The sequence below is a fragment of the Longimicrobium sp. genome (assembly GCA_036387335.1).
Taxonomy (GTDB): domain Bacteria; phylum Gemmatimonadota; class Gemmatimonadetes; order Longimicrobiales; family Longimicrobiaceae; genus Longimicrobium.
The window spans coordinates 1-23506 of the sequence record DASVTZ010000222.1; the positions used below are offsets into that span (position 1 = coordinate 1).

A 23506-nucleotide genomic window follows, 5' to 3' on the forward strand; every position below is an offset into this window, starting at 1 on the left:
GATCTCGCCTGTTCCGTAGAGTTCCTGAATGACGACCGGGCCACCTCGCGCGCCGCGTGGGCGCACGGGCCTCCACTACCCGCACGGCGACATCGGCGCCCTCGCCGCCGCCCTCACCCCCCCGACCCCCCTCTCCCGATAACAGGAGAGGGCTGCGCCCTCACGTTATCGGGCGAGGGGGCGTATATCGTTGGCGCGCACGCAGATCCGGTAGGGGCGCGATTCATCGCGCCCGTGTCACGGGCTGCTCCGTCGCCCGCTGGAGCACCACCCCCTCGAACCCGAACCGGTAGGGGCAGACCTGCGTGTCTGCCCACCGCCTGCTCGACCTTGAACCCCGCCCTCGTGCACCGATCCCTGTAGGGGCCGCCCCATGTGGCTGCCCGTGCCCGCCCGCGCGCCGTGGCCCGCGCCGCGCCCATTCCCCATCACTCTCGCCCGATTCCTGCGGATGCCCCCACCGCGCCCGGCCCGCCCATGGTGCCCGGGGCCGCCGCGCTGTATCCTGTCGCAAACGTCGAACACACCGCCGCGGAGCGCGTCTTTGACCATAGACGACCTGCTGAGCAGCAAACGGGAATCGCTCGCGCTGGAGCTGCTGACCGACGAGCGCGGGCTCATGCGCCCGCTCCACACTCCGGAGATCAGCAGCCCGGGGCTCGTGCTCACCGGCTACTCCGAGCGGTTTCCCTCCGAGCGCATCCAGGTGCTGGGGGAGACCGAGATCTCGTTCCTGGAGTCGCTGGACGAGGAGCGCAGGAGGGCGGCCATCGAGGCGTTCCTGGCGTTCGACATCCCCGTCGTCTTCATCACCAAGTCGCAGGAGCCGCCCGAGCCGCTGCTGGAGATCGCCAACCGCGTGGGGACGCCGGTGATCCGCACGGCGCTCAAGACGTCGGACTTCTACACGCGCATCAAGCCGTTCCTGGAAGAGCGCTTCGCCCCCACCACCACGCTGCACGGCTCGCTGGCGGACGTGTACGGGGTGGGGCTCCTCTTCATGGGAGCCAGCGGGATCGGCAAGAGCGAGGCGGTGCTGGACCTGGTGGAACGCGGGCACCGGCTGGTGGCGGACGACCTGGTGATGGTGTCGCGGCGCGGGCACGAGGTGCTCATAGGGCGCGGGCACGAGCTGCAGCGGCACCACATGGAGATCCGCGGCGTCGGCATCATCGACATCCGCAGGCTCTTCGGAGTGCGCGCCATCCGCCTGCAGAAGAGGGTCGAAGTCGTGGTGCAGCTCGAAGTGTGGGACCAGAACGCGGCGTACGACCGCACCGGGCTGGACATGAGCGTGCAGGACATCCTGGGCGTGGACGTGCCGCTCATCAAGATCCCGCTGGTGCCGGGCAAGAACATCACCGTGGTGTGCGAGGTGGTGGCGATGAACCACCTGCTGAAATATTCGGGGATCAACACCGCCGAGCTCTTCAACCGGCGGCTGCAGCGCCACATGGCCGGCTTGCCGGAGTACCTGGAGGAAGACTATGAATGAGCCCGTGCGCGGCGTGGTGGTGGGCCACGCGTCGCTGGCGGCGGGGATGGTGGCGTGCGTCCGCCAGATCGCGGGCGCCGACGAGGACGCGCTCGTGCCCGTGAGCAACGACGGCTGCGGGCCGGAGTCGCTCGCGACGAGCCTGCGCGAGGCGCTCGGCGACGGACCGGCGGTCGTCTTCACCGACCTGGGGAGCGGGTCGTGCGCCTTCGCGGCGCGCCGCATCGCCATGGAGCGGCCGGACACCGGGATCGTCACGGGGGTGAACCTCCCCATCCTGCTGGACTTCGTCTTCCACCGCACCATGCCCGTGGGCGAGCTGGTGGAGCGGCTGGTGGAAAAGGGACGTACGGGCGTGTCGGGCGCCCACCGGGAAGGCGCGGCGCATGCCGATCGTGCTGTTTCGCGTTGACGAGCGGCTGATCCACGGCCAGGTGGTGGTGGGGTGGGGCGGCCCCCTCCACGCCGACCGCATCGTCGTGGTGGACGACGCCATCGCAGACTCGGCCTGGGAGCAGGAGCTGTACTGCCTGGGGATGCCGCCGGAGATGGAGGCGCAGTTCGTCTCGTCGTCGCAGGCGCTGGAGGCGTTCGAGCTGTGGCGCGGCGGCCCCAAGCGCACCATCGTCCTGGTGCGCGACGTGGCCACCGCGCGCCGTCTGGCGGACGGCGGCCTGCTGCGCGGCGAGGAGGTCAACCTCGGCGGCATCCACCACGCGGAGGGGCGCACGCGCGTCCTCCCGTATCTGCACCTGACGGCCGACGAGGTGGCGAGCCTGCGCGAGATGGAGGCGGGCGGCGTGGCGGTGTCCGCGCGCGACCTGCCGGGCGGACAGCGGGTGCAGTTGAAAGACCTGAACGCGCAGGGGTGACGATGGGACTCGCGGAGGGCTTGGTGCTGGCGCTGCTGGGCGGCGTGCTCGCGCTGGATGGCACCTCCGTGGGACAGTTCATGGTCTCGCGTCCGATCGTGGCGTGCGTGCTGGCGGGATGGATCGCGGGCGATGCGGCCGCCGGGGCGATGCTGGGGATGGTGCTGGAGGCGCTGCACGTCGCCGTCCTTCCCGTGGGCGCGGCGCGCTACCCGGAGTCAGCGCCCGCGGCGGTGGCGGCGGCGGCCGTGTACGTGGCCGGCGGCGGCGGCGAAGGGCTCCTGCTGGCCGTGATCCTCTTCGCGCTTGCGTGGGAGTGGGCGGGCTCGTGGACGGTCAGCCGGCTGCGCGAGCTCAACGTGCGCGTCGCGGTCCCGGACGGAACGCCGCTGGAACCCTCGGCTGTGGCGCGGCGGCAGATGGCGGCCATCGCGGTGGACTTCGCGCGCGGCGTCGCGGTGACGGCGGTGGGCCTGGTGCTGTTGACCTACCTCGCGGGAGTGCTGCCGCTGGCGGGCTTCCCGCGAGATTGGGGACGGCTGGCGGGGGGGATCGCGGCGGCGGCGGCGGTGGCATCGTCCATTCGGCTCTTTGGGACGCAGCGGCTGGCGTGGTTCGCGGCGGGCGCGGGCGCGGGCGCGGTCTTCCTGGTGGCGCGATGAGCGCGATCCGGGCGGGGACGCGGCGGCGGATGCTCCTGCGCTCGTTCGCGGTGCAGGGGTCGTGGAACTACCAGACGCTGATCGGCACGGGAATGGCGTTCGTGCTGGCACCCGCACTGCGCGACGTACACGGCGCCGACCCGCGGGCGCTCGCCGCCGCCACGGGCCGCCACGCGGAGCTCTTCAACAGCCACCCGTACCTCGCCACCATCGCGGCCGGCGCCATCGCGCGCCTGGAGGCGGACGGGGTGCCGGTGGAGACCCAGACGCGCTTCAAGAGCGCCATGCGCGGCTCGCTGGGTACCATGGGCGACCGGCTGGTGTGGGCTGCGTGGCGCCCCGCCTGCGCCCTGCTCGGCATCGCGCTGGTGGCGGCGGGGGCGGCGTGGTGGATGGGCGCGCTGGCCTTCCTGATCGCCCACAACGCTCTCCACCTCTGGCTGCGCGCGTGGGGCCTGCGCGTCGGCCTGCGCGACGGGCTGATGGTGGCGAAGGCGCTCCGCGAGTCGCCCCTGCAGCGCCTGGGCGAGCGCGGGGCGGACGCGGGAGCCGCGCTGGCCGGCTTCGCGGCGGTGGTGCTGGCGGGCGACGCGGCCATCGGCCCCGGCGAGATGGCGCTGGGCGCGGCGGCGGTGGCGGCCGGCCTCCTGCTTCGCAAGCACGTGCGCACCGCCATCGCGGCGGCGCTCCTGGCAGTGACCCTCGCGGGGATCCTCCTCGCGCGCACACCCTGACGGCTGACCGGATGGAACACGCACAGGAAGTCACCATCGTCAACAGGTACGGCCTCCACGCCCGACCGGCGGCGGAGTTCGTGAAGCTGGCCAACCGCTTCGGCGCGGAAGTCTGGATCCGCAAGGACGACGTGGAGGTCAGCGGCAAGAGCATCATGGGGGTGATGATGCTGGCCGCCGAGTGCGGCTCGGTGGTGCACATCCGCGCCCGCGGCGACGACGCCGAGGCGGCCGTCGCCGCGCTCGCGGGGCTCGTCCACGACCGGTTTGGAGAGGACTGACGCCGTGACGCTCGTCCGCGACGGGATCCCGTCCGCCCCCGGCATCGTCATCGCCCGCGCGCGCGTGCTGCGCTGGGAGGTGCCGCGCGTGCAGCACGGCGCCACCGTCGCGCCCGACCAGGTGGAGCGCGAGGTGGAGCGCTTCCAGGAGGCGTGCGAGTTCGCGCGTGAGCGCATCCGCGAGCTGCAGGCGCGCACGGCGGAGTCGATGGGGCCCGTCGAGGCCCAGATCTTCGAGCCGCAGGTGCTGATGCTGGAGGACGCGGACCTGGTGCAGGGGACGATCTCGTACATCCGCGAGAGCCACCTGACGGCGGAGCGCGCCTTCGAGTGGCGGGTGCTGGAGTGGGAGAGCGCCATGTCGCACACCTCGCACCCCATGGTGCTGGACCGGCTCAACGACCTGGCCGACGTGCAGACGCGCGTCCAGCGCCGGCTGATGAACCTCCCCGACCCGGAGCTGGGCGCGCGCGAGCAGGGCCACGTCATCCTCATCGCCCGCGAGCTGACCCCGTCGCTCACCGTGCAGCTCGACCGGCGCCACGTCGTGGGCCTCGCCACCGACCGCGGCACGCGCACCTCGCACTCGTCGATCCTGGCGCGCTCGCTCGACATCCCCTGCGTCGTGGCGCTGGGCGACCTGAGCGAGCAGGTCAAGGACGGCGACGAGATCATCCTGGACGGCCGCACGGGGCGCGTCATCGTCTCGCCCACGGAGGAGGACAAGCGCGCGTACCGCGACCGCGACTTCCAGGTGCGCGAGTGGGAGCAGGAGCTCGTCCTCCTGGCCCACCTCCCGGCCGAGACGCGCGACGGGGCGCGGGTGGTGCTCCTCTCCAACATCGACCTTCCCGGCGAGGCGGACAGCGCGCGCACCCACGGCGCCGAGGGCGTGGGCCTCTACCGCACGGAGTTCCTGGTGGTGGGGCGGGGGACCGCGCCGGGCGAGGACGAGCAGTATCGCGCCTACCGCCAGGTGGTGGAGGCCTTCCCCGGGCTGCCGGTGGTGATCCGCACCTTCGACCTGGGCGGCGACAAGTTCCCGGCCTTCCTGCACATGGCGCCGGAGGAGAATCCCTTCCTGGGGTGGCGCGCCATCCGCGTGTGCCTGGACGAGCCGGCGATCTTCAAGACGCAGCTTCGCGCCCTGCTGCGCACCCTGCCGTACGGCGACGTGCGCATCATGCTCCCGCTGATCAACGACATCGAGGAGATCACCGCCACCCGCGCCCTCCTGGACGAGTGCGCCGCGGAGCTGATGGCCGAGGGCCACGACGCGCCCCGATCGTTCCAGCTGGGCGCCATGATCGAGACGCCGGCCGCCGCCGTCTCCGCGCCGGAGCTGGCGCGGCACGTGGACTTCTTCTCGGTGGGCACCAACGACCTGGTGCAGTACACGCTCGCCGTGGACCGCGGAAACAGCCGCCTGGCGCGTCGCTACAACCCGTTCCATCCCGGCGTCGTGCGACTGCTGGACCAGGTGGCGCGCGCCGGCCGCGCCGCCAAGATCCACGTCAGCGTCTGCGGCGAGCTGGCGGCCACCCCTCTCGGCGCCTTCATGCTGATCGGGATGGGCGTGACCTCGCTGAGCGTGGGCCCCGCCGCCCTCGCCGAGATCAAGAAGGTGATCCGCTCCGTCAAGCAGGAGGACGCCGCGCGCGCCGTGGCCCTCGCCCTGGCCGCCTCCACACCGGAGGAGGTGGTGGAGGCGCTGACCGCCGAGCTGCGCAAGGCGATCGACCTCACCAAGTTCGCTGGCCCCTGGAGCCTGTCTCCTCCCGCCTGAGCGTCGTGGCCGAGCCGTGGAACCACAACATCCACTACCACCGGCTGATCCTCGACGCGATCCCGCCCGCCGCCCGCCGCGCCCTCGACGTTGGCTGCGGCGAGGGCACCCTCGCCCGCCAGCTGCGCGCCTTCGTCCCCCACGTCACCGCCATCGACACCGACTCGGCCAGCATCGCCCTCGCGCGAGGGGCCGGCCCTGACATCGAGTACCTCCTCGGCGATTTCCTGACGTTCCCCTTCCAGCCCGCCTCGTTCGACTTCATCGCCTCCGTCGCCACGCTGCACCACATGGACGCCGGCGCCGCGCTCTCCCGCATGCGCGACCTGCTCCGCCCCGGCGGCACGCTTGCCATCATCGGCCTCCCGCGCCCCGCCCTCCCCGCTGACCTCCCCTGGCTCCTGGCGAGCAAGGCTGGCTCGGCTTTCCACCGCCTCACCCGCCGCTACTGGGAGCACCCGTCCCCCACTCTCTGGCCTCCGCCCGAGACGTACGCGGGCATGCGCCGCATCGCCGCCCGCATCCTCCCCGGCGCCCGCCTCTGCCGCCACCTCCTCTGGCGCTACTCGCTCGTGTGGACGAAGCCATCGTAACATCGGGGCTCACACAGAGGCACAGATAAACGTATCTGGAATTCCGCGATCGGCAGGAAACTCCGCGGCAAATCGAATTAACGTGCGGCGCGGACGCAAACAAACGCACAAAAGCTTGCGCGCACACCGGAGTTCCGTCTACATAGAGAGTAGTTCGGCGACTCCGCAGGTTTCTCACTCGCGACTTCCACTTCTCGCTTGCATGAACTGGGGAAATATTGCCGATTGGTTGTCCCCGATAGTCTCGACCATTCTCGGAGCTGTTGCCGGCTATGCGGCTGCGAGAGCACAGGAGAGACGCCAGCGTTCCGACCGACTGCGGGGCATTGCTGCTGCATTAGCCGCAGATCTCCGACGTATCCAGCTCCTCTTAGGGGAGCCGAGTGACCAGTACTCTGAGATATCAGTTGGAAATGTGGCGAAGGCGGCCCCTCAGCTTCATGAGTGGACGCGCTCTCTTATCGTCGAAGCGGGGCAAATCTCACCACAGATCATCGCTGAGTTCATGGATCTTGAGCGGCAGCTAACCAATTTCGGGACGAACGTAGATGCTCTACGGAAAACGACCAACGAAGTTCATAGGCTGCAGCATGAACTAAGCAATGCGGAGGAGCAGAGAATTGCAGGCGTAGTTCACTCGGTGAACATACGGCGGGTCCTCGATCAGGCGCAAACGACCGCTGAACTCTTTCACAACGGCGCGGTAGCAATGCGCCAAGACGCTTGGGCCACAATGCAGCGGATTGAGCAGCAGCTTACACCGATACTCCCACGCACGCCAAACCAAGTGCTGCAACCGGCGCCGAGCGAGAGCGACCCTGTGATGCTAGGTAGCGGCGCAGCTCGGCGCCGTTGAACTCGGTGTTGGGCACCGCTCACGGCTATGTGCCCACTCGCACTCTCGGGCTGGGGCACTCCCGCAAAGCCATAACAAATGTCTTGTCGCTTGCGCGCCTGCCATCTACCTTTTCTATTATCCAGCTGTTTCCTCTCCTTCCTGCGGAGGTAGGTGTATGCGCGTCCTCATGATCTGCTTCCTGCTTTTCATTGGTCACGTCGAACACTCCTATTCACAACAGCGTTGGATTGAATATTCTCAGACAGGTGGTACTTCAGCTTACCGCCTCGTGCACTGGGATAGCGTTGCTGGGGTCGTTTTTGACCGGCGGAACACCAGTCGCGGAGTAAGGCTGTATGTGCTTTCGGGCGGACAGGTGCAAGAGGTCGGACTGGTACCGGAGAACAGCCCGAGCGCATCTCAGCTTCGCGCCCTCATTTCCGCACAGCCGAGCCGCTGGGTTAGAATGTGGCCCCACCTCAACGGAGCCTACGTTCGTCCTCAGTCCGCAGAAGGATTCGCTGACATTGCAAAGTCGAACGCGCTTTCTGAATCCACGCCAATTGAAACCGGAGGAGGACGAATTTGGGTATTACAATTTCCCGGAACTCTGAGTGGTGGCGTGGTTGAGGACGCCGAGCGCGCGCGAGTACGACAGACTATCGACACCAGTATGCGCCCGTGATTGGCTCACTTGGGGACATCCCGCCTCACCAGCACGCTGCAGGAGATGTGCGGTGAGTTCACGCCCGGTGACTGGATCGCTTGTCGCCGCGTCCGGGTGTGTAGCGAGGCCGCACGCGCGTGAACTTGGTCGTTCGGTCGTGCACGTCGGCTCTACCAGTCTAGACATCCATCGTTAGTTCGCTTGTGGGTTGGGTAGCTGGCCTACAACGAGGCGCGATATGTTATTTAGCCGATACCGCCATTCCCCATCCTTGGATCCCTCATGAACTCACTTCTTAATGCTGCCGCCGTCCTCCTCCTTTCTATAACAGCTGTCGTGACCGGGTGCACCCCGGCCCTGATACGCGGAGCTCCGGTTGCAGAGCCAAGGTCCGTCAAGCTCACCTCCCCCGACAGCTCGAATAGTGCCCCGTACACTAGCTTTGTACCCTCCTCAGCAGAGCGCGGAGTACTGCTGCACGGGGCACAGCTAGCGGATCTTGCATATCTTGATGTTGACTCCGCACTCGGTGCGTTTAGGACCCTCGGATACGACGCCGCCTACTTCGCCTCCCGGGACCTGTTGCGGGAACATTACCCGAGGGTCTTCGTCCTCGGCGAAGCAAACCAATCACGAGTCACGCTGGTGTTTGTAGGTACAGAAACGTGGTTCGATTGGCTCCAGAACGTGAAGATTACTCGTTACGTAGACGTGCCTGGCAACGGGACCTTCTACGTTCCTCCGGGACATGGGGGGTTCAGGCGGGGTCAACTCAACCTTATCGCAGACGGTTTCTACTCACGGATACTTCCCGATCTCTTAAAGGAGTGGGGGTTCCCGGAGACAGGCCCGATCTCCGTCCGTCTCGTGGGGCACAGCCTCGGTGCCGCACTAGCGATCCTTGCAGCTCCAATTGTTGAAGGCGTACGCTTCGAGAACGAGGTGGGCTCCACTGTCCCTGCGATACCGAATCTGCAAGCCAAAACATCTCGTTTCCGCGTGTCGAATATCATCCTTTTCGCCGCGCCATATGCTCTCTCCACTGAACCGTTGCGTCAGTTCCCGAGGGAGAAGTTCGATCCTTACCAGGCATATAAGGAGGCGTACGGGGACCTCATTCTCAGCGTGGTACGAGATGACGATCCCGTTCCGAGATTAGGAAACCCGTCCGCAAGTTTTCGGTACCGCCATGTAGGAAAGCACTACCGAATCACACGGGATGATGTGCTTCTCTACGAGGAAACCAGTTGGCAAGTGAAGGAACCACACGGAATCAAGTCGTACATCCGAGGACTTCAGGTAAAGTGAGCCCAAGGGCGAGGCCGGGATCACGGCCTAACCTCGGGTTCCAGGGAATGCGCGCTAAGTGGCATTGGCGCTATGCACCCCTGGACCCTCTCCGTTCGGCCGCTCACCCGACACGAACCGCATGGCTGAGGTCGGGCTCACCCTCGATGAAGCACGCACTACGCTCCGCGCTTCCCGTATTGGTAGCGAAAGCCCGGACCGGCGAGCTCGGCCTCCTACTGGTTCAGATCGCTTCGTATCCAGCTAGCGAATCATCAAGAAAGCCGAGCGTGACGCGGTGGGTGTGGCCGCCCGGGAGACTCGGATCCGGCGGTTTGGCTGAGTACCGTGGCTAGAGATCCGCGCCGGCCGAACGAGCCGTTGCAGGGACGTGCGGCTCGGCATTGTTTCTGAGGCAAGAATCATCAAGCCGCACGCGCCTGAGCTTGATCGTTAGGTCGACAATCCAGACTACTTACAGATCATACCTACATGAGGCGCATAGCGATCTTCCTCAGGAAGGCTGCAGGGAACAAGTTCCGCGCAGCCATTCTCAACACGCTCCGTCTACCCGCCGTGGATAGCGCGCTTCTTTGCAGCGGGTTCTTCCAAGCGGATCACACCTTCCGGGCAGGCGCGGATTTTGACTTGCAGGCTTACCGGGGCTGCTCACCCATCACCCTTACTCCGCTCGGGATTTACTCGTACAGTTGGGCACCTCAGTTTGCACAATTCATCGCGGACCTACGGGCTGTGAACCCATGCCCGTGCGTGACGGTTACGCCGAAACGCGTCCGCGGCATGAGATGGCATGCCAAGGTGTTCGTTGCGAGACAAGGCCCTGATCCGGTTGTAGCAGTCATCGGCAGCTCGAACATCACCCGACGTGCATTCGGTGCATTCCCTGAGTTCAACAAGGAATGTGACGTCGTGATGTGGGACGAGAACAACGTTAGCGTGAACCAGGCTGTAGAAGATGCGCTCGCTGCCGCTGACGTTGGGACTGATGCTGATACAGGAGCGATCGTGACACTATATGATGACAGACATTGGGCGAACCGGGGTCCGCTTCGGCCCAGGCTGAAGCGCTTGGAAGAAGAAGTGCTCCAGAATGCCGTAGATTACGAGCCGTAGCGCTGGACCATGCAATAGGCAGCACGTTGGCGGCCAGTTGCAACTTAACGAGGCGTCGCAGCTGACAAGCAGCCTGTTTTCTCTGTGATCCACGGGCTCAAAATGGGCCGCTTTGCAGCTGAATTTGGGCGTTCGGCGGCTGGCCTCGGGAGACTTCAGCGGGGGTTCAACGTGCCGAGCATAGTCGGGCAGCTTGCGGAGCTCGGATTCCAACCTGGGCTGCGCATGAGTCTCTCAGACGGGCGCTACGTCACGACGGGGGAGCAGGCCTGCCTTCTATCCCCCCCATTTAGGTGTACGTAATCGTGGATCGCAATGGCGAGTCCGTTCGGGTCGGTCGATCTCTCACGCAGACGCTCTGGCAACGGGAGGGTTCCACTGCGAAGGGTCTCAACGGCGAGTCAACCACCAGACAGAACGACGAGCCTGTGATTCTTGGTCTCCGTTATGAGATTCGGGAGAATGGCCCGCTCACCTCCTACTGTCGCAGAGAGGCAGAGAGGCCAGTGAGGACGATGCCAAGGAGGCGGAGACGCAGCTGTTCGCCCGTTTTCGTGGACGACTCGACAGACGACGGGGCTGATCTGGCACGCAGTCCTGACTGGCCCCGCCGCCGAATCAAGCGTTGCAGCCGACGTGGGGCGTTGATGAAGGTGCAATCTGAGGGTTCAGGACAGCCCCACGCGGCTGGACTCGATGTTAGGCCGCTGGGCAGGTTCCGGCGCGGCGCGACCGGCGTAGCAGGCGCCTAACATTCGTCCAAGCCGACGCTGCTTCGCGGCGCGGCTTAACTCAGGTGTTAGGCCGCTGGACGAGCATCGCGGCAGCCGCAGGTGATCTCTCCCGCGGCTACCGTGTGTTTTCATCCTGGTCCGTCTCAGGCGGCGAGCCGCCGCACCACCTTGCGTGCCCCTACCGGTACACCGTGAGGCACACCATCTCATCGATGGGGTTGCGGCACCTCCCACTAGCGGCTCTTCGTCTACTCGATGAACATGTAGACTCCGTCAGCCCGGAGTCGTAGACCTGTGGTGTCGAGCCGCTTGACTCCGGCTCAATTGTGGACTAACAATCGACTGTAGGGAAGCAAAGGTTTACCGACGGAAGGCTTGTTGCCAACCCCGCAGCCCTACTCCCTGGGTTCGTAAGCCGCTAATCAATCGTGCAGGCAATTGTATCCTGGCAATGTCTGAATATGGCTCGGCAACGACGAAACTCTAGCCGCACTATGGGACGCGCCTCCCAGACTCCGGGAGAGCCATCTGACGAGCAAACATTCGATCCGGAGATTCTCCGGAATCAGCTTGTGCTGCTCGGCCTACTAGTATTCTTCGTCGGGACCGTTTCGACGGAGGCGTATTACACCCGGTTCGGGGTCAAGTATCAGTTGCTTGCCTTTCCGGCATCACACATCCTCTATCGTGGCTTGGCTACTCTCATTGAGGCATGGTATCTACTTGGCTTATACATCATTGCCGTTGTCTGGATACTACTGCTTGATCTGTTGATTGAAAGAACGGGAAGATCAGGTGCGCTGATTAGCGCATACATCGTTCTTTTTCTCTTGGTTTGCTGTGCATATCCCCTTAGCCGAATTGCAGGATTTCAACAGGCCCGCATTGACATGACGGAAGGAAAGTCTCGTCTCGCAACAATCGAGTGCGTCAGTCTTTTGGAATCACACGCGTGCGACCCTACATACCGGCGCTTTCGCCACTTAATCTCATCATCTGGAGAAGTCGTAGTTTTTAGGCCTATCACCCAGAGTGCGTCCGCGTCCGTTCCAATCGTTGTTCACCTTCCTCAAGGAGACGTTCATGAGCTTCGCACATCTCCGCCGGATTAGTGGGTTGCTCGCGGTGTTGGTCATCGCTCAACCCCGGATCGCTCATGCAGACAGCATCGTTCAGCGAGACAAGAAGATCTACGGCACCATTACGGCAATCACGAATTCTGTCGTAACTATTCGTGAAGGCTGTAATGGGCGGCTCGTCACAGTTGCTTGGTCCAATCTGGAATACGTCACCATTGATCAACAGTGTGGTGGTCCACAGGTGTTTGCCAGCTCGAGCCCGGTGACTGGATGTGATGCCGCTGATCGAGTGGTAGGCGTCACGGCAGTGAGTTTCCAGCCCATTGGGAATAGATACCTGCATACTTATGCTGCAACGATTTCGTACAGCGACGGGGGCCCACTTGTGCTTACGTTGCCGAACGGACTAGGAGTTGTTCGAGGACCCTTGGGGGCAGTCGACATGCTGGAGCGCCAAGGAGCGTGCTGGAGCTTGGTCAGAAACATTCGGAATCATCAGTGGCCGAGCTCCTATACAAGGCAGTAACTCAACGGACAGCCTTGCGGGTGCGGCCTAACAATCGGCTGCAGCAGATGCGGGGCCGGGCATTCTTTCGGTCGAACGGAAGTCTTGCGCGCTGGCCATCGGGCGGGATTTCTGGGGCCGGAGGGTGGCGACCGCCGCGCTCACCACCTTTCTGCGTGACATCCCTCTGCGACCGCTCCGTGCCACCTCGCCAAGTCGAACGGCGGGTCGCTCCGCGTGCTGGAGCGCTACGGCTTCTCGATTGTCGGTGAGGATCGCGTTCCCGCCCCGGGGGGCGGAGAGGCGCCGAAGGGTGGATCCTCCGCCTCGACTGAACGCAGGTCCGGGTGACGGCGCTCTGAAGCTGAACCGGGTAATCCATCGCCGCACCAGGTCATCGAACGTGCCGATGGGCGATGATCCTACCGCTTTACCCCGCCGTTGTTGCCTGCCGTACCTCCACGCCCACATACTGGACGCGCACGACAGGACGAGCGGGAGCGCCGGAAGTCATGCCCGCCGACCGGCGACAGCCGCGTGGTGAATCGGCCTCGCGCACCCCACTGCCGGATCTTCCCGTCGTTCCTCCGCCCCATCTTCCACTCCACCCACCCAAGGCCCATCCATCAGGAGCCACCCGTGAGCACCCCAGACCTCCCCGACCTCTCCGGCGTCAGCCCGCAGCGGAAGTATCTCCAGTCGCACCCACGGAAGCCCGAGGCGGCGAGCACGCTCTACATCCAGCGGTTCACCACGAAGCACGCCGACGAGTCGGAGAGCCACACCGTAACGGGCGTGCACATCGTGCTGGCGCCCGGACAGCCGAACGGCCTGTGGGAGGCGCTGCACGTGGACCGCAATCAGCTTCTGGACCCGCTTCGCCCGCGCGTGGCCACGCGCGAGCTCCTGGTCTGCTGCGACACCCTCGAGGTGCGCGGCGCCTTCTCGCTCCCCGAGGCGGCGGTGTCGGTCTTCGCGCGGCGCGTGATCTGGGCGACGGACGACGCGGCCATCGACACTTCGCCGCTGCGCTGGTCGGTCAAGAAGGCGCAGGGCGCGAGCGGAAGCACCCCCGGCGCCAGCGGAGCGGCCGGGCGCCACGCGGGGAGCATCCGCCTGTTCGCCGGCGAGATGGCCGGGCCCGCCCCACCCGGGCCGCGGCTGGTGGCCGAGGGCGGGGCCGGGCAGGACGCGGGCGCGGGGCTCGATGGGAGCGACGGCGCCAGCCCGTGGTCCAGCACCCGCGAGCACTTCACGCTGCAGGACAAGGAGCTCTGGGGAACCGTCACCAGCAAGGCCGACGTCTCGTTCTCGCCCCCGGCCGTCTACATCGACTTCGGCTGGTACTGGGGCGCGAAGCTGAAAGGCGGCAAGCGGGGACAGGATGCGTTCCCGGGGAACGGGACCGACGCCGTGGCGCCGGGCGCGCCGGGCGGCGGCGGCAACGGGGGCGCGCTGACCACCAACCTGGCCGAGGCCGCGCGCCTGTTCCGCAACGGTGGCGGCCAGCCCGGCGCCCGCGAGCGCGACTACCGCGGCGGGAGCGCGGGCAGCCCGTCGCCCGCGGCGAAGTACGCGCTCAAGCTGCGGCACGACGTCACCGGCACGGACAACGCCGGGTACGACCTGGAAAAGACGGCCGAGCACACCTCGACGGCGGGGAAAGACGCGCCGGCCCCGCCCTCGCACGCCGTGGCCGGCGCCACGCCCCAGCCCACCGTGCTCGCCGCGCCCAACGCGTGGCTCCACCCACTTGCTCTGCAGCCGGCGCTGGAGTACGCGCGCGAGCTCTTTCTGGCCAACGCCCGCGACGAGCTGCTCGCCTTCCTGTCCGCCTACGACGCCGCGCTGGCGCACGACCCGCCCGCCGGCACCGGCGCGTGGGGCGACGGCACCGAGGCGCAGTGGAGCGGCGCGCAGGGCGAGGTGGCGTCGATGCTGCAGCGGCTGCACGCCAACCTCGACTACTTCGGCAACGGCGCCGGCTTCACCCCGAGGCTGTCGCTGCAGAGCGCGTTCAGGCTCTACGACGAAGAAACCGGCCGCGCCCTGCGCACCCTGATGCTGGCCCACTGGATCGCCGCGCAGGAGCACGACGCGAAGGAGGCCGCCGCCGCGCTGGGCGACGCCATCACGACGCTGAACGCCGAGTCGCGCGCGGCGGCCGACCGCATCGTGGCGGCCGAGGCGCGCGTGGCCGACGGGCTGCGGCGGGCCGACGGCGCTCAGAAGGAGCTGAACGGGCTCTCCAGCGAGCTCGGGCGCCTCCGCTCGACGCTCGAGGCGCGGGCGCAGAACGACCTGGAAGCAAAGGCCCGCATCCGCTTCGGGATCCGCATGGCCGCGGCGATCTGCCAGCTGGTGCCGGTGGGGCAGCCGGTGCTGGGCACCCTGGGCAGCCTTGCCTCCGCCGCCGCCGAGCTGGTGGGCGACGACGACGGCACCAGGCTCCCCGACACCGTGTCGAAGATCGGCGGAGTGATCGAGAAGGCGAACGCCGCCGCCAGGAAGGCCGAGGAGGCGAAGAAGAAGGCGAAGAAGGAGAAGGACGACGGCGAGGAGGCGGAGGCCAGGACCACACCCGAGGCGAAGGAGGCGGCGAAGCGCTGGGCCCAGGTCGGGAAGGGGCTCGGCCCCAGCATCTCGCAGGCGGGGAAGGCGATGAAGGAGCTGCAGGTGCCCGCCGAAGAGGTGGAGGCAGAGCTGCAGCGGCTGGAGGCGCAGAGCCCCGAGTGGCAGGCGCTGACGCGCAAGATCCGCGACGTGAACGGGCGCAAGGCCGCCATCTTCGGCGACATCGCCGCCGGTCTGCAGGCGCTGGCCGAGGGGTACGCGCGCGTGTCGTCGAACGCGGCGGCGGTGTTCGGGATGCAGCAGGAGCGCGCCCGCGCGGTGGGCCGGCTCGACCCCGCGGCCACCGGCTTCGTACGCGAGATGGCGCAGCGTTCGCGCCTCACCCTTCTCCGCTACCTGTACCTGATGGTCCGCTCGTACGAGACCACGGTGCTGGAGCCGATCGACGTCGACTGGAACCTGGCCGCCGTCACCGCCAAGATCGCCACGCTGGTGCAGCCCGCCGCGGGGTACGACGCGGGCTCGTTGGCGGCGGCGGTGAAGGCCCTGCGGCCGGCGTTCGAAAAGAACCTGGACACCGTGCGTGCCGGGCTGCTGGAGCTGCTGGAGTTCCGCGAGAGCACCGACACCCTGCAGTACGGCCTGAGCACGGCGCAGACGCCCGAGCTGCTGGCCGCGCTGAACTCGGGCGGCCGCGTGACGCTGGACCCGCCGGCGTGCGGGCTGTTGTTCAACGACATCCACATGGCGCGACTCAGCAAGGTGGAGCTGAAGACGCTGGAGATCGACCCCCACGGCCCGCAGCTCTCCGACACGCACAACCTCAAGGTGACGGTGGCGCCCGCGTCTGCCGGCACGCTGCGCCGCGGCGAGCGCCTGTACGCCGTCTACAGCGACCTGCCCAGCGAGTGGAGCTGGACGCGGATGGCCTCGGGCGAGATCGTGCCCGCCGATCCCAGCCAGGCCTCGAAGGACATGCTCGACCTGGTGCTGGGGAAAGACGCCGGCGCGGTTCGCCAGAAGGTGGCGCTCCCGCCGGTGTGGTCCGACCTGGAGGTGCGCGTCTCGATCTCGCCGGAGCTGCCGGCGTCGCGGCGCCCGCGGTTGACCGGGCTCTACTTCCGCTTCAATTGCGACGGCACCCCCGCTCCCGGCCACCAGCGCATGCTGACGGTGCGTCACGCCGGCGCGGTGCCGGGCGCCATCGTCTCCTGCGCGCCGGCGGACCTGGACGACCGCGGCGCCGGGCTGGGCCAGACGGTGCGCGTGTACCCGGCCGGCGCCACCGTGCGGCTCTCGGTGCCAGCCCGGGTGGGCGGCGCCCGCTTCGAGGCGTGGGACCTGGGCGGTGCGCTGATCGACCGCACGAACGTGAAGACGGCCGAGGTGGACGTGCCGATGGACGGCCACGTGCTCGCCGTCTGCCGCTGGACGCGCGAAGACGCCGCGCCCATGCCGCGCGGACGCCTGACCGCCGGAGCGTCCGTGGACACGCACGCTCTTCGCGGGGTGTCCGGCCGCCTCCCCATCCGCGCCGCCGCCGACGCGGCCGCCCCCGTCGTCAGCATCGCGCCCGCCCTCCGAGACGTCGAAGTGCTGGAGACGGCGGCGAACGGCTGGACGCTGGTGAACCACGGCGGCATCGTGGGGTGGATCGAGCCCCACCCCGCGGCGTCCGAAGCCCCGATGGCCCAGGTGCTGGCGGACGAGTGATGAGCGCGGGCTGCTCCCCTCTTTCGCTTTCCATCCGGCGGCGGATGATCATCGTCGCGTCCGCTGTGCCGCAGGGCTCCGGCGGGCGGTGGGAGCCACCTTGGCGCCGGAGGCCCGCGTTCCGATGAGCATCACGACCCACGCCGATCCGGAAACCGGATGGCTGCACGTTCGCATCTCGGGCGAGGTGCGGAGCGCGGAGTTGGCCGCGCACCTGAAGGAGGTCGCCGGCCAGGGGCTGAATCAGGCGCCGCGCCTGGTGGACACGCGAGGAAGCACGTTCGCCGTCAGCGCGGAGGAATGGCTGCACATCGCGGTGCTCGTTCGCCAACTCCAGATCACGTACGGGATCTGGCGCATGGCCATCGTCGCGCCGGACGCGGAGGCGTACGAGAAGGTGCGGAGCCACCCCGGGTTCGCGGCCGGTCCCGATTCGCCCGTGGAGCTGTTCCGCGACCCGGAGAGCGCGGCGGCGTGGCTCCGGGGCCCCGGGGTCGCAGACGCGGCGCCGTAGAGGACATCGTTCGCCATCGAACCCGTGTGATCGAGGAGCCACCCTTCACCGATGGGACGGGATGCGCATCTACGAGGAGAAACTGCCGGGGCACGCCGAGTGGGACATCGAACACAGCCTGAAGCTGGACGACGACGGGCGGTTCTGGTACAGCGAGTACTGGACCTGCTACATGGCGGCGACGGGAGGCGACGCGCAGGGTCGCTGGTCGCAGCGGGGGGACACGGTCGTGCTGCATCCCGAGGAGAAGGAGGGAGCCATGATGGCTCGGATGGAACCGGGAACCGAGCTCCTCGCGGTGATCGCCGGCGACTCGGTGCTTATCGACTCGGGGATCCGGTTGTCGCTGCGCGTGGAGCCTCCGGCGGCCCCCCCGCCGCCGCCGCCGGTCGTGGCTCCCACGCCGCCACCCCTCGCGAAGCCCGCGCCCCCCGCGAGGCCTGCGTCGCCCGCGAGCCCTGCGAGGCCTGCGCCGCCCGCGCCCCCAGCGAGGCCTGCGCCCCCCATCGCTCGCGACCCGGTGCGCACTCGTGTTGCGGCGGAGGAGCCGCGGCCCGCGCCGACCGCGAGGATCCCCTCGCCCGCGCTGAGCGCCCGCATCCAGTCGCTGATCGACGCCCTCGCTCCGCCGCCCAGCGGTCTGGGACTGCAGCGGCTCTGCCGCGAGTGGAACGTCCTGCCGCTGCACTCCAACAGCATCTATCTCTGGGCCCTCCGCCCGGACGGGGTGGTCTTCTGCATCGACCACGAGTCGTTTCGACAGGACGGCGAGCCGGAGACTGACCCGCACACCCTGTACAGCGCCTTCGTGCACGGCGCCCAACTCCACCCGGAGCTGAGGGAGCTCATCCCCGATCCGCCCCCCGATATCGTGAAGTGCCAGCGCTGCGACGGACGTGGGTGGACCCGCGAGCCCGGCGAGCCGTACTCGACCGGTTGCCTCCGCTGTGCCGCGACGGGCTGGCACCAGAAGCCCGGCTCGTCCTGAGGCGGGCGGTTCGTTCGGCTCGGCGGTCAGCAGTGGGAGGCAGCCGGTGGTGCGCGCTGGACTCGGCGTGTGGTCACATGCGATGGACTTCTTCTCGGTGGGCACCACCGACCTGGTGCAGTACACGCTCGCCGTGGACCGCGAGCCGATTCCAGCTCGTAGCTTTACTCTTGCAGTCGACCCAGAGCAGCTTCGCAAGTACTCGGAGGGCGAGCGCCTCATGTGCGTTGCTGCTCGAGACGAGGTCGGGCGGATCTACCGCTCCAGCGAGGAAGACCTGAAGCGCGGCTGTATCTTATGTTCGACTGCTACTTGGGCGGCCGGTAAGTAGCGGTGGATGCGTCACTCCGCCGCCGAACTACGTTGGAGGCGACGTGCGGCCAAGCGTTGTTCTGAGACAAGGATCGTCCATCGGCCGCGCCTGAACTCGGGAATTGAACCAAATGAGGTTTCTATGGAAGAGTGGATCCCGCTGCTTCAGACACTCGTCTGGCCAATCTTTGTCCTCAGCCTCGTCTTCTACTTCCGAGGTACTTGCTCGACTATCCTTCACGCGATCGCGGAGCGAATCAAAAGTGGTTCATCTCTCGAGGCCGGCCCAAGCGGCTTCAAGCTCGGCGCAATCACAAAGGAATTAGAGAGGCTCTCCGACGTAAGCCCGAAGGCTGCGGAAACCACAAAACGCATTGGCAAGCCAACGGAACTGGCCGACTGGCGGCAAGAGAGATCAAACGAGTACAAGCGTATTGACGGCTACATGCTGGTTCACGTTTACCAGCCATCGACCTTGGCAAGTCAGGAGTACGACATCTTCCTCTTCATCGTCCGCCATCAGAAGGGCGCAGATGGGCCTCCTCGCCGTCGATTCGAGGAGATCGCGAAGGCAGAGTTCTACTTTGGCGACTCCTGGGGTAACGAGATTTTCACGATCCCGAATACGGGGAGTGTGATCGGCGTCCGCACCCACGCGTGGGGCACGTTCATGGCGTGTTGCCGGCTCATCTTCAAAGACGCAACGAGGGAGCCGATCATCCTCTACAGGTATGTTGACTTCCACATGCTTCAGGACAACCCCGACGCGATGTTAGGCAAGGGGTAGAAGACTAAACCGGGTCTGCGGCCGTATCAGCGAAGCGTGTGAATTTTGCGAAGGCTTGGTAGTTCACGCGGTTCTTTTGGCGACTTGCGTCTCACGATCGGCGGCAGGGATGCGGGGCCGTCTCATGCTTTCGCCTGCACGAGGTCCTGAGCGTGGCGACGCATCCTGCCCATAGCATCGTTTGGCGGTTATTTCGGCTTTCATAAGAGTGGTGTGTCAAATGGGAGTGTCGTTCACGCCGAAGCAGGGCCAGTACCTGGCCTTCATCTACTACTACACGAAGATCAACGGCCAGCCGCCCGCTGAGGTCGATATGCAGCGCTACTTCAAAGTCAGCGCACCGACTGTGCACCAGATGGTGGTGAAGTTGGCGGAACTCGGGTTGATCGCACGGACTCCCGGCGCTTCACGAGGCGTTCGCGTCCTGCTTGCACACTCGGATCTGCCGCACCTAGAGTGATTCTACGCGGTGCGGCTGGCCGTTGCTGTCGGCCCTCCGGCCCGAGTCCAGCGCCGGAGGGCCGACAGCGTTCGGCTAGCGGCTCCCCAGCCTCTCCAGCATCGCGCGCGCGTTTGCGTTGCCGGGGTCGAACTCGAGTGATCGGCGATAGCTCTGGGTCGCGAGCTCACGGTCGCCGTTCTCCGTGTACGCCTCGCCGAGGCTGTCGTGCGTGTTGGCGGAGGTTGGAAACGCCGCGACGTTGGCTTTGAAGATCGCGATCGCGAGCACCTTCTCTCCCGCCCGCAACTCGCGGTAGCCCAGCAGGTTGATGATCCTTTCGTCGACGGCATTTTCGGCGAGGGATGTCGAGAGCGCCTCGCCGGCCATCTTCTCGGCTGCCGGGAGCTGCTGGCGCCCGATCAGCGTTCTCGCCTCGGCAAGCCGGCGCGCCAGGAGTTCGCGGGCGGTGGTTTCGCGGGCGATCTCGGCGCTGGCGTACGCGCGCGCTGCGGCGCGGGCCCTCACCAGGGCGCTGTCGAGCGCCGCCGATGCATCCACCGCCACATCGGGCTTCACGCCGACACCTTCCCAGCTCGTTCCGGTGACGGGATTGATGGCGCGCCCGGTGGGAACGAAGATCGCGAAGCGGTCGTTCACCGGCATCTCATCGCCCGGATTGGCGCCGCCGCCCGTCGTCTCGCCGATGAGCGTGGCGCGGTGGCGCGTCTGCATGTTGTAGCTGAACTCCTCCGCTCCCGAGAACGTCCCGCTGCTCGTGAGGACGAAGAGCGGAACGCGCGGCATCCGCCTCCCGGAGAGGTCGTCGAGGGTCCAGAACTCCTGCGTGCGGTCGCCCCTTCGCCAGTAGAGGCTGTTCAGATGCGTGCGCGTGTCGAAGAAGTAGCTGCAGAGCAATTGCACCAGCTCCGGGCTGCCGCCGTCGTTCCGCCGGAGGTCGATGATGATGGCATCCGAGTTGGACAGGAGCTGCATCGTCGCGGTTGCCATTCCGCGCGCCAGCTCGGGCGGGGCGAAGTAGCGCAGGTCCAGATAGCCGACGTTGCCTTCGAGATGCTCGACGCGCTCGAAGCCGAAGTTGCGGCCCTGCATCTCCCGTAGCTGCCGAGACACCGCGGCACCGGGATCGGCCTCGGCCTGGCTCGCATCGCGGGGCGGCCGCAGGCGGACGCGCATGTGCTTGTCGTGGTTGACGCTCTGAAGCTCGCTCGTCAGCGCGTCGGCATAGATCTGTGGATCGACCATGGCGTCGAACGCGCCGGCTGCGAGCCTCGCTCTAAGATGCGCTCCGCTTCTCACGCCTACGTCGGGGAATACGTAGTGCTCATCGAGAAGCCGCGCGATCTGGTCTACCACCGCCCGGCGCTCGACCGCGTCAAGGGTGGTGGAGGCAGACGGACCCTGGGCGAGTGCCGGCTGCGCCGAGACGGTGGCGCACATCATCAGGAGGGCGAAAAGCGGGCGTAACAGCGGTCTGCCGGATCGGTATGCCATGGATTCTCCGAAGATGAACCGATCGGGTGGCATCGGGTGCGGCGTGGCCGCGGGTTGTCGTCGTGGTACCGATGTGAACTGAGTGTCATACCAGGGCAGAATGGTTGCGTCGTGGTGGGCGTGGGACTTTGGCCGGGCGTGCTCGGGAGCGGACGAAAGTCTTGCGGCATCGCCTCAAACTCCTGACCCTTGTGTCGTTCGGCGGCGATCAGTGTTGGGCTGGAGGATGATCTCCGCACTCTGCTGAGCCGCCCAACGCACTCTCCTCCCGAAGAGACTTGTCCCTCGATGACTCCCCGAACCATGGAACGCCGCAACGCCCGGCTGCGCAGCGCATCGTTCGGCCTCTGCGCCCTTTTGTCGCTCGCGACTGCGCCAGACGCGGCCGGGCAGCCTTCCGCTCCCGACCAGCGGCTGCGTGAAGCACTTGCTGCGAGCTCGTTCATTCCCGCCCGCCCGATCGCGGAGCCACGAACGACTGGCGCGGCGGGCGGGCTGACCATGATGCGCGTCTGGCTGCAGAACGGCCGAGGCGCGGGGCGGACGGAGCTCCTCGGGGTTCAGCCGCTCCGCCGCGGGCGTGGCGTGGTTGCGCCCATGGCTGCCGCGGGCGACACGGTGACGGCGTTCGTGGGCGGAAGGGCGATGCGGATTCCGGTGCTCGCCCGGGTGCCCGCGCGCCAGACCTTCATCGGTGGTGTGTGCGTGCGGACCGGGTGGACGTACCTGCTGGGGGCGCCGGACACCACCATCGCCGAGCTTCGGCGCCTGCTCAGAGGTACCGAGGGGGTGGCGCTGCGGCGGGCCGCGGGTACGCGCCGGGTGGAGGCGTCGCCCCTTTCGCTCGTACACGCCTACCAGCCGGAGTGGCAGCGGGCGCACGCCGTGTGGCTCGAGCGGACCCGCGGCAGGGCAACTCCGGAACAGCTCCGCGCCGCCGCGCAGCACTCGCAGCGACGCATCCTTCAGTTCCGCGGTCCCAACGGGACGGTGCTGCACTACGCGACGTTCGACCTGGAGGTGATCGACGACCCGGCGGGAGCCGTGCCCGAGAAGAGCCTGTACTCCCGCCAGATCGTCTCGGACAGCGGAACCGTACTGGCCAACCTGCCCGGTGCCGAGCGGATGGTCGGCACCACCGACGCGGACGGCGACGGCGTCGACGAGCTGGTGCTGCAGAACGGGCTGGTCACGTGGAACGGACGCGTCTGGCGGTTCCGCCCTGTGGAGACCGGCTGGGGCGTGGAGCAGGGGTGCCACTGAGGACCAGAGAGAAAGCCTTAAAACAGGTTCTCTGTATCGTCGGGGCAGGCAGTATGCATTCCTCGCCCCCAGTCCACGCGTTGCAGCCGACATATTCGGCGAGTATGAACCAGCCCGAGAGGGCTTCGGACATTGGAGCGCATGGAAATCTCCCCGTGGGCAGACCGCGCGGTGCTCGAGAGCCCAGACGGTGCAAAGACCGCAAGGTTCGATGACAGTCATGAGTTCTCCCAGGGGCGCCGACCTGGGGGCGGCTGGTGCTCTCGACAGGAATCCAGCTCGAGGGCTGCAATCCATCGATGGTCTGGTCGGAGGACTCTCGCTTTCTCGCCGTGCCACGCTGGCGGATCGACCGTAACCAGAGCCTCGTGATCATCGACACCGTGCGGGGAGAAGCGCGTGTAGCGCCAGCCACGTTCCGGGTTCTGCAGCTGTCCGCTTTCCACGGCGGTATCGTGGAGGGGATCGACTCGCCGATCCACAAGCCCAAGCAGGTACGACTGGAGACGTCCTCAGTCGCCTGGATACCCCGCGGGGCTGAGCCGCGGTGGCTGGTGTCCTCCTAGCTGCCGCTGTTGAACACTCAGACGGCCGGATCGCCACGTGCGCTGACGGGAGGGTTCGCTGGACATGGCCGCCAAAATTTGCTGCAGGAGACGTGCGGCCAAGCACTCTACAAGCAGCCATACGCGACTGAGCCTATGCCTCAGGCAAGCTCGGCAGCCGCAGGTGAA

Annotated in this window: 18 protein-coding genes; 17 read left to right on the top strand and 1 reads right to left on the bottom strand. The window is 66.8% G+C overall.

All coding sequences use genetic code 11. The features are described from left to right. Nucleotides 1–544 precede the first annotated feature (544 nt). From hprK to VF647_22890, 16 genes are all read left to right on the top strand, one after another. Nucleotides 545–1495 carry an HPr(Ser) kinase/phosphatase gene (gene hprK / locus VF647_22815; protein ID HEX8454927.1) on the top strand — a complete coding sequence of 317 codons (951 nt, stop codon included), beginning with the start codon at nt 545–547 and terminating at the stop codon, nt 1493–1495. Further along, nucleotides 1488–1907, top strand: coding sequence for a hypothetical protein (locus VF647_22820; GenBank protein HEX8454928.1), 420 nt, complete (start codon nt 1488–1490; stop codon nt 1905–1907). Before hprK ends, VF647_22820 begins: the two co-directional genes overlap by 8 nt. Then, nucleotides 1882–2367: a PTS sugar transporter subunit IIB gene (locus tag VF647_22825; protein ID HEX8454929.1), complete on the top strand. Its 486-nt coding sequence runs from the start codon at nt 1882–1884 to the stop codon at nt 2365–2367. The genes VF647_22820 and VF647_22825 overlap by 26 nt, the downstream gene beginning before the upstream one ends. A 2-nt stretch (nt 2368–2369) precedes the next feature. Then, nucleotides 2370–3029, top strand: coding sequence for a PTS sugar transporter subunit IIC (locus VF647_22830; protein HEX8454930.1), 660 nt, complete (start codon nt 2370–2372; stop codon nt 3027–3029). Next, the gene (locus tag VF647_22835) at nt 3026–3763 is read left to right on the top strand and encodes a PTS system mannose/fructose/sorbose family transporter subunit IID (protein ID HEX8454931.1); all 738 of its coding nucleotides are present in this window, start codon (nt 3026–3028) and stop codon (nt 3761–3763) included. The genes VF647_22830 and VF647_22835 overlap by 4 nt, the downstream gene beginning before the upstream one ends. Nucleotides 3764–3774: 11 nt before the next feature. After that, entirely contained in the window at nt 3775–4044 is a 270-nt protein-coding gene (locus VF647_22840; protein ID HEX8454932.1) for an HPr family phosphocarrier protein, read from the top strand. A gap of 4 nt (nt 4045–4048) precedes the next feature. Continuing rightward, nucleotides 4049–5830, top strand: a complete 1782-nt coding sequence (gene ptsP / locus VF647_22845; protein ID HEX8454933.1) for a phosphoenolpyruvate--protein phosphotransferase — start codon at nt 4049–4051, stop codon at nt 5828–5830. A gap of 5 nt (nt 5831–5835) precedes the next feature. Next, nucleotides 5836–6423: a class I SAM-dependent methyltransferase gene (locus VF647_22850; protein ID HEX8454934.1), complete on the top strand. Its 588-nt coding sequence runs from the start codon at nt 5836–5838 to the stop codon at nt 6421–6423. Nucleotides 6424–7436: 1013 nt separating this feature from the next. Next, on the top strand, nt 7437–7946 hold the full coding sequence (locus tag VF647_22855) for a hypothetical protein (GenBank protein ID HEX8454935.1): 510 nt from the start codon (nt 7437–7439) through the stop codon (nt 7944–7946). Between the two features lie 264 nt (nt 7947–8210). Next, nucleotides 8211–9236 carry a hypothetical protein gene (locus tag VF647_22860; protein HEX8454936.1) on the top strand — a complete coding sequence of 342 codons (1026 nt, stop codon included), beginning with the start codon at nt 8211–8213 and terminating at the stop codon, nt 9234–9236. 4070 nt (nt 9237–13306) lie between these two features. Next, nucleotides 13307–16954, top strand: coding sequence for a hypothetical protein (locus tag VF647_22865; GenBank protein ID HEX8454937.1), 3648 nt, complete (start codon nt 13307–13309; stop codon nt 16952–16954). A gap of 124 nt (nt 16955–17078) precedes the next feature. Beyond that, entirely contained in the window at nt 17079–17468 is a 390-nt protein-coding gene (locus tag VF647_22870) for a hypothetical protein (GenBank protein ID HEX8454938.1), read from the top strand. Nucleotides 17469–17529: 61 nt separating this feature from the next. Further along, nucleotides 17530–18456: a hypothetical protein gene (locus tag VF647_22875; protein ID HEX8454939.1), complete on the top strand. Its 927-nt coding sequence runs from the start codon at nt 17530–17532 to the stop codon at nt 18454–18456. 46 nt (nt 18457–18502) lie between these two features. Continuing rightward, nucleotides 18503–18787: a putative PEP-binding protein gene (locus VF647_22880; GenBank protein HEX8454940.1), complete on the top strand. Its 285-nt coding sequence runs from the start codon at nt 18503–18505 to the stop codon at nt 18785–18787. Nucleotides 18788–18910: 123 nt separating this feature from the next. Further along, the gene (locus VF647_22885; protein HEX8454941.1) at nt 18911–19555 is read left to right on the top strand and encodes a pYEATS domain-containing protein; all 645 of its coding nucleotides are present in this window, start codon (nt 18911–18913) and stop codon (nt 19553–19555) included. 220 nt (nt 19556–19775) lie between these two features. Continuing rightward, nucleotides 19776–20015, top strand: a complete 240-nt coding sequence (locus tag VF647_22890) for a hypothetical protein (GenBank protein ID HEX8454942.1) — start codon at nt 19776–19778, stop codon at nt 20013–20015. 75 nt (nt 20016–20090) lie between these two features. On the opposite strand, the gene VF647_22895 is transcribed toward VF647_22890, so the two are convergent. Next, complete coding sequence (locus VF647_22895) at nt 20091–21509, bottom strand: S41 family peptidase (GenBank protein ID HEX8454943.1); 1419 nt, start codon at nt 21507–21509, stop codon at nt 20091–20093. Nucleotides 21510–21812: 303 nt separating this feature from the next. Here VF647_22895 and VF647_22900 point away from each other — a divergent pair, with 303 nt between their 5' ends. Then, nucleotides 21813–22772, top strand: a complete 960-nt coding sequence (locus VF647_22900; GenBank protein ID HEX8454944.1) for a hypothetical protein — start codon at nt 21813–21815, stop codon at nt 22770–22772. The last annotated feature ends 734 nt before the right edge of the window (nt 22773–23506 follow it).

Coding starts and splice junctions, on each gene's coding strand:
- VF647_22900 (HEX8454944.1), top strand. CDS start 21,813: ATGGAACGCCGCAACGCCCGGCTGCGCAGCGCATCGTTCGGCCTCTGC.
- VF647_22820 (HEX8454928.1), top strand. CDS start 1,488: ATGAATGAGCCCGTGCGCGGCGTGGTGGTGGGCCACGCGTCGCTGGCG.
- VF647_22835 (HEX8454931.1), top strand. CDS start 3,026: ATGAGCGCGATCCGGGCGGGGACGCGGCGGCGGATGCTCCTGCGCTCG.
- VF647_22870 (HEX8454938.1), top strand. CDS start 17,079: ATGAGCATCACGACCCACGCCGATCCGGAAACCGGATGGCTGCACGTT.
- VF647_22860 (HEX8454936.1), top strand. CDS start 8,211: ATGAACTCACTTCTTAATGCTGCCGCCGTCCTCCTCCTTTCTATAACA.
- VF647_22875 (HEX8454939.1), top strand. CDS start 17,530: ATGCGCATCTACGAGGAGAAACTGCCGGGGCACGCCGAGTGGGACATC.
- VF647_22825 (HEX8454929.1), top strand. CDS start 1,882: ATGCCGATCGTGCTGTTTCGCGTTGACGAGCGGCTGATCCACGGCCAG.
- VF647_22885 (HEX8454941.1), top strand. CDS start 18,911: ATGGAAGAGTGGATCCCGCTGCTTCAGACACTCGTCTGGCCAATCTTT.
- VF647_22890 (HEX8454942.1), top strand. CDS start 19,776: ATGGGAGTGTCGTTCACGCCGAAGCAGGGCCAGTACCTGGCCTTCATC.
- VF647_22895 (HEX8454943.1), bottom strand. CDS start 21,509: ATGGCATACCGATCCGGCAGACCGCTGTTACGCCCGCTTTTCGCCCTC.
- VF647_22830 (HEX8454930.1), top strand. CDS start 2,370: ATGGGACTCGCGGAGGGCTTGGTGCTGGCGCTGCTGGGCGGCGTGCTC.
- VF647_22855 (HEX8454935.1), top strand. CDS start 7,437: ATGCGCGTCCTCATGATCTGCTTCCTGCTTTTCATTGGTCACGTCGAA.
- VF647_22840 (HEX8454932.1), top strand. CDS start 3,775: ATGGAACACGCACAGGAAGTCACCATCGTCAACAGGTACGGCCTCCAC.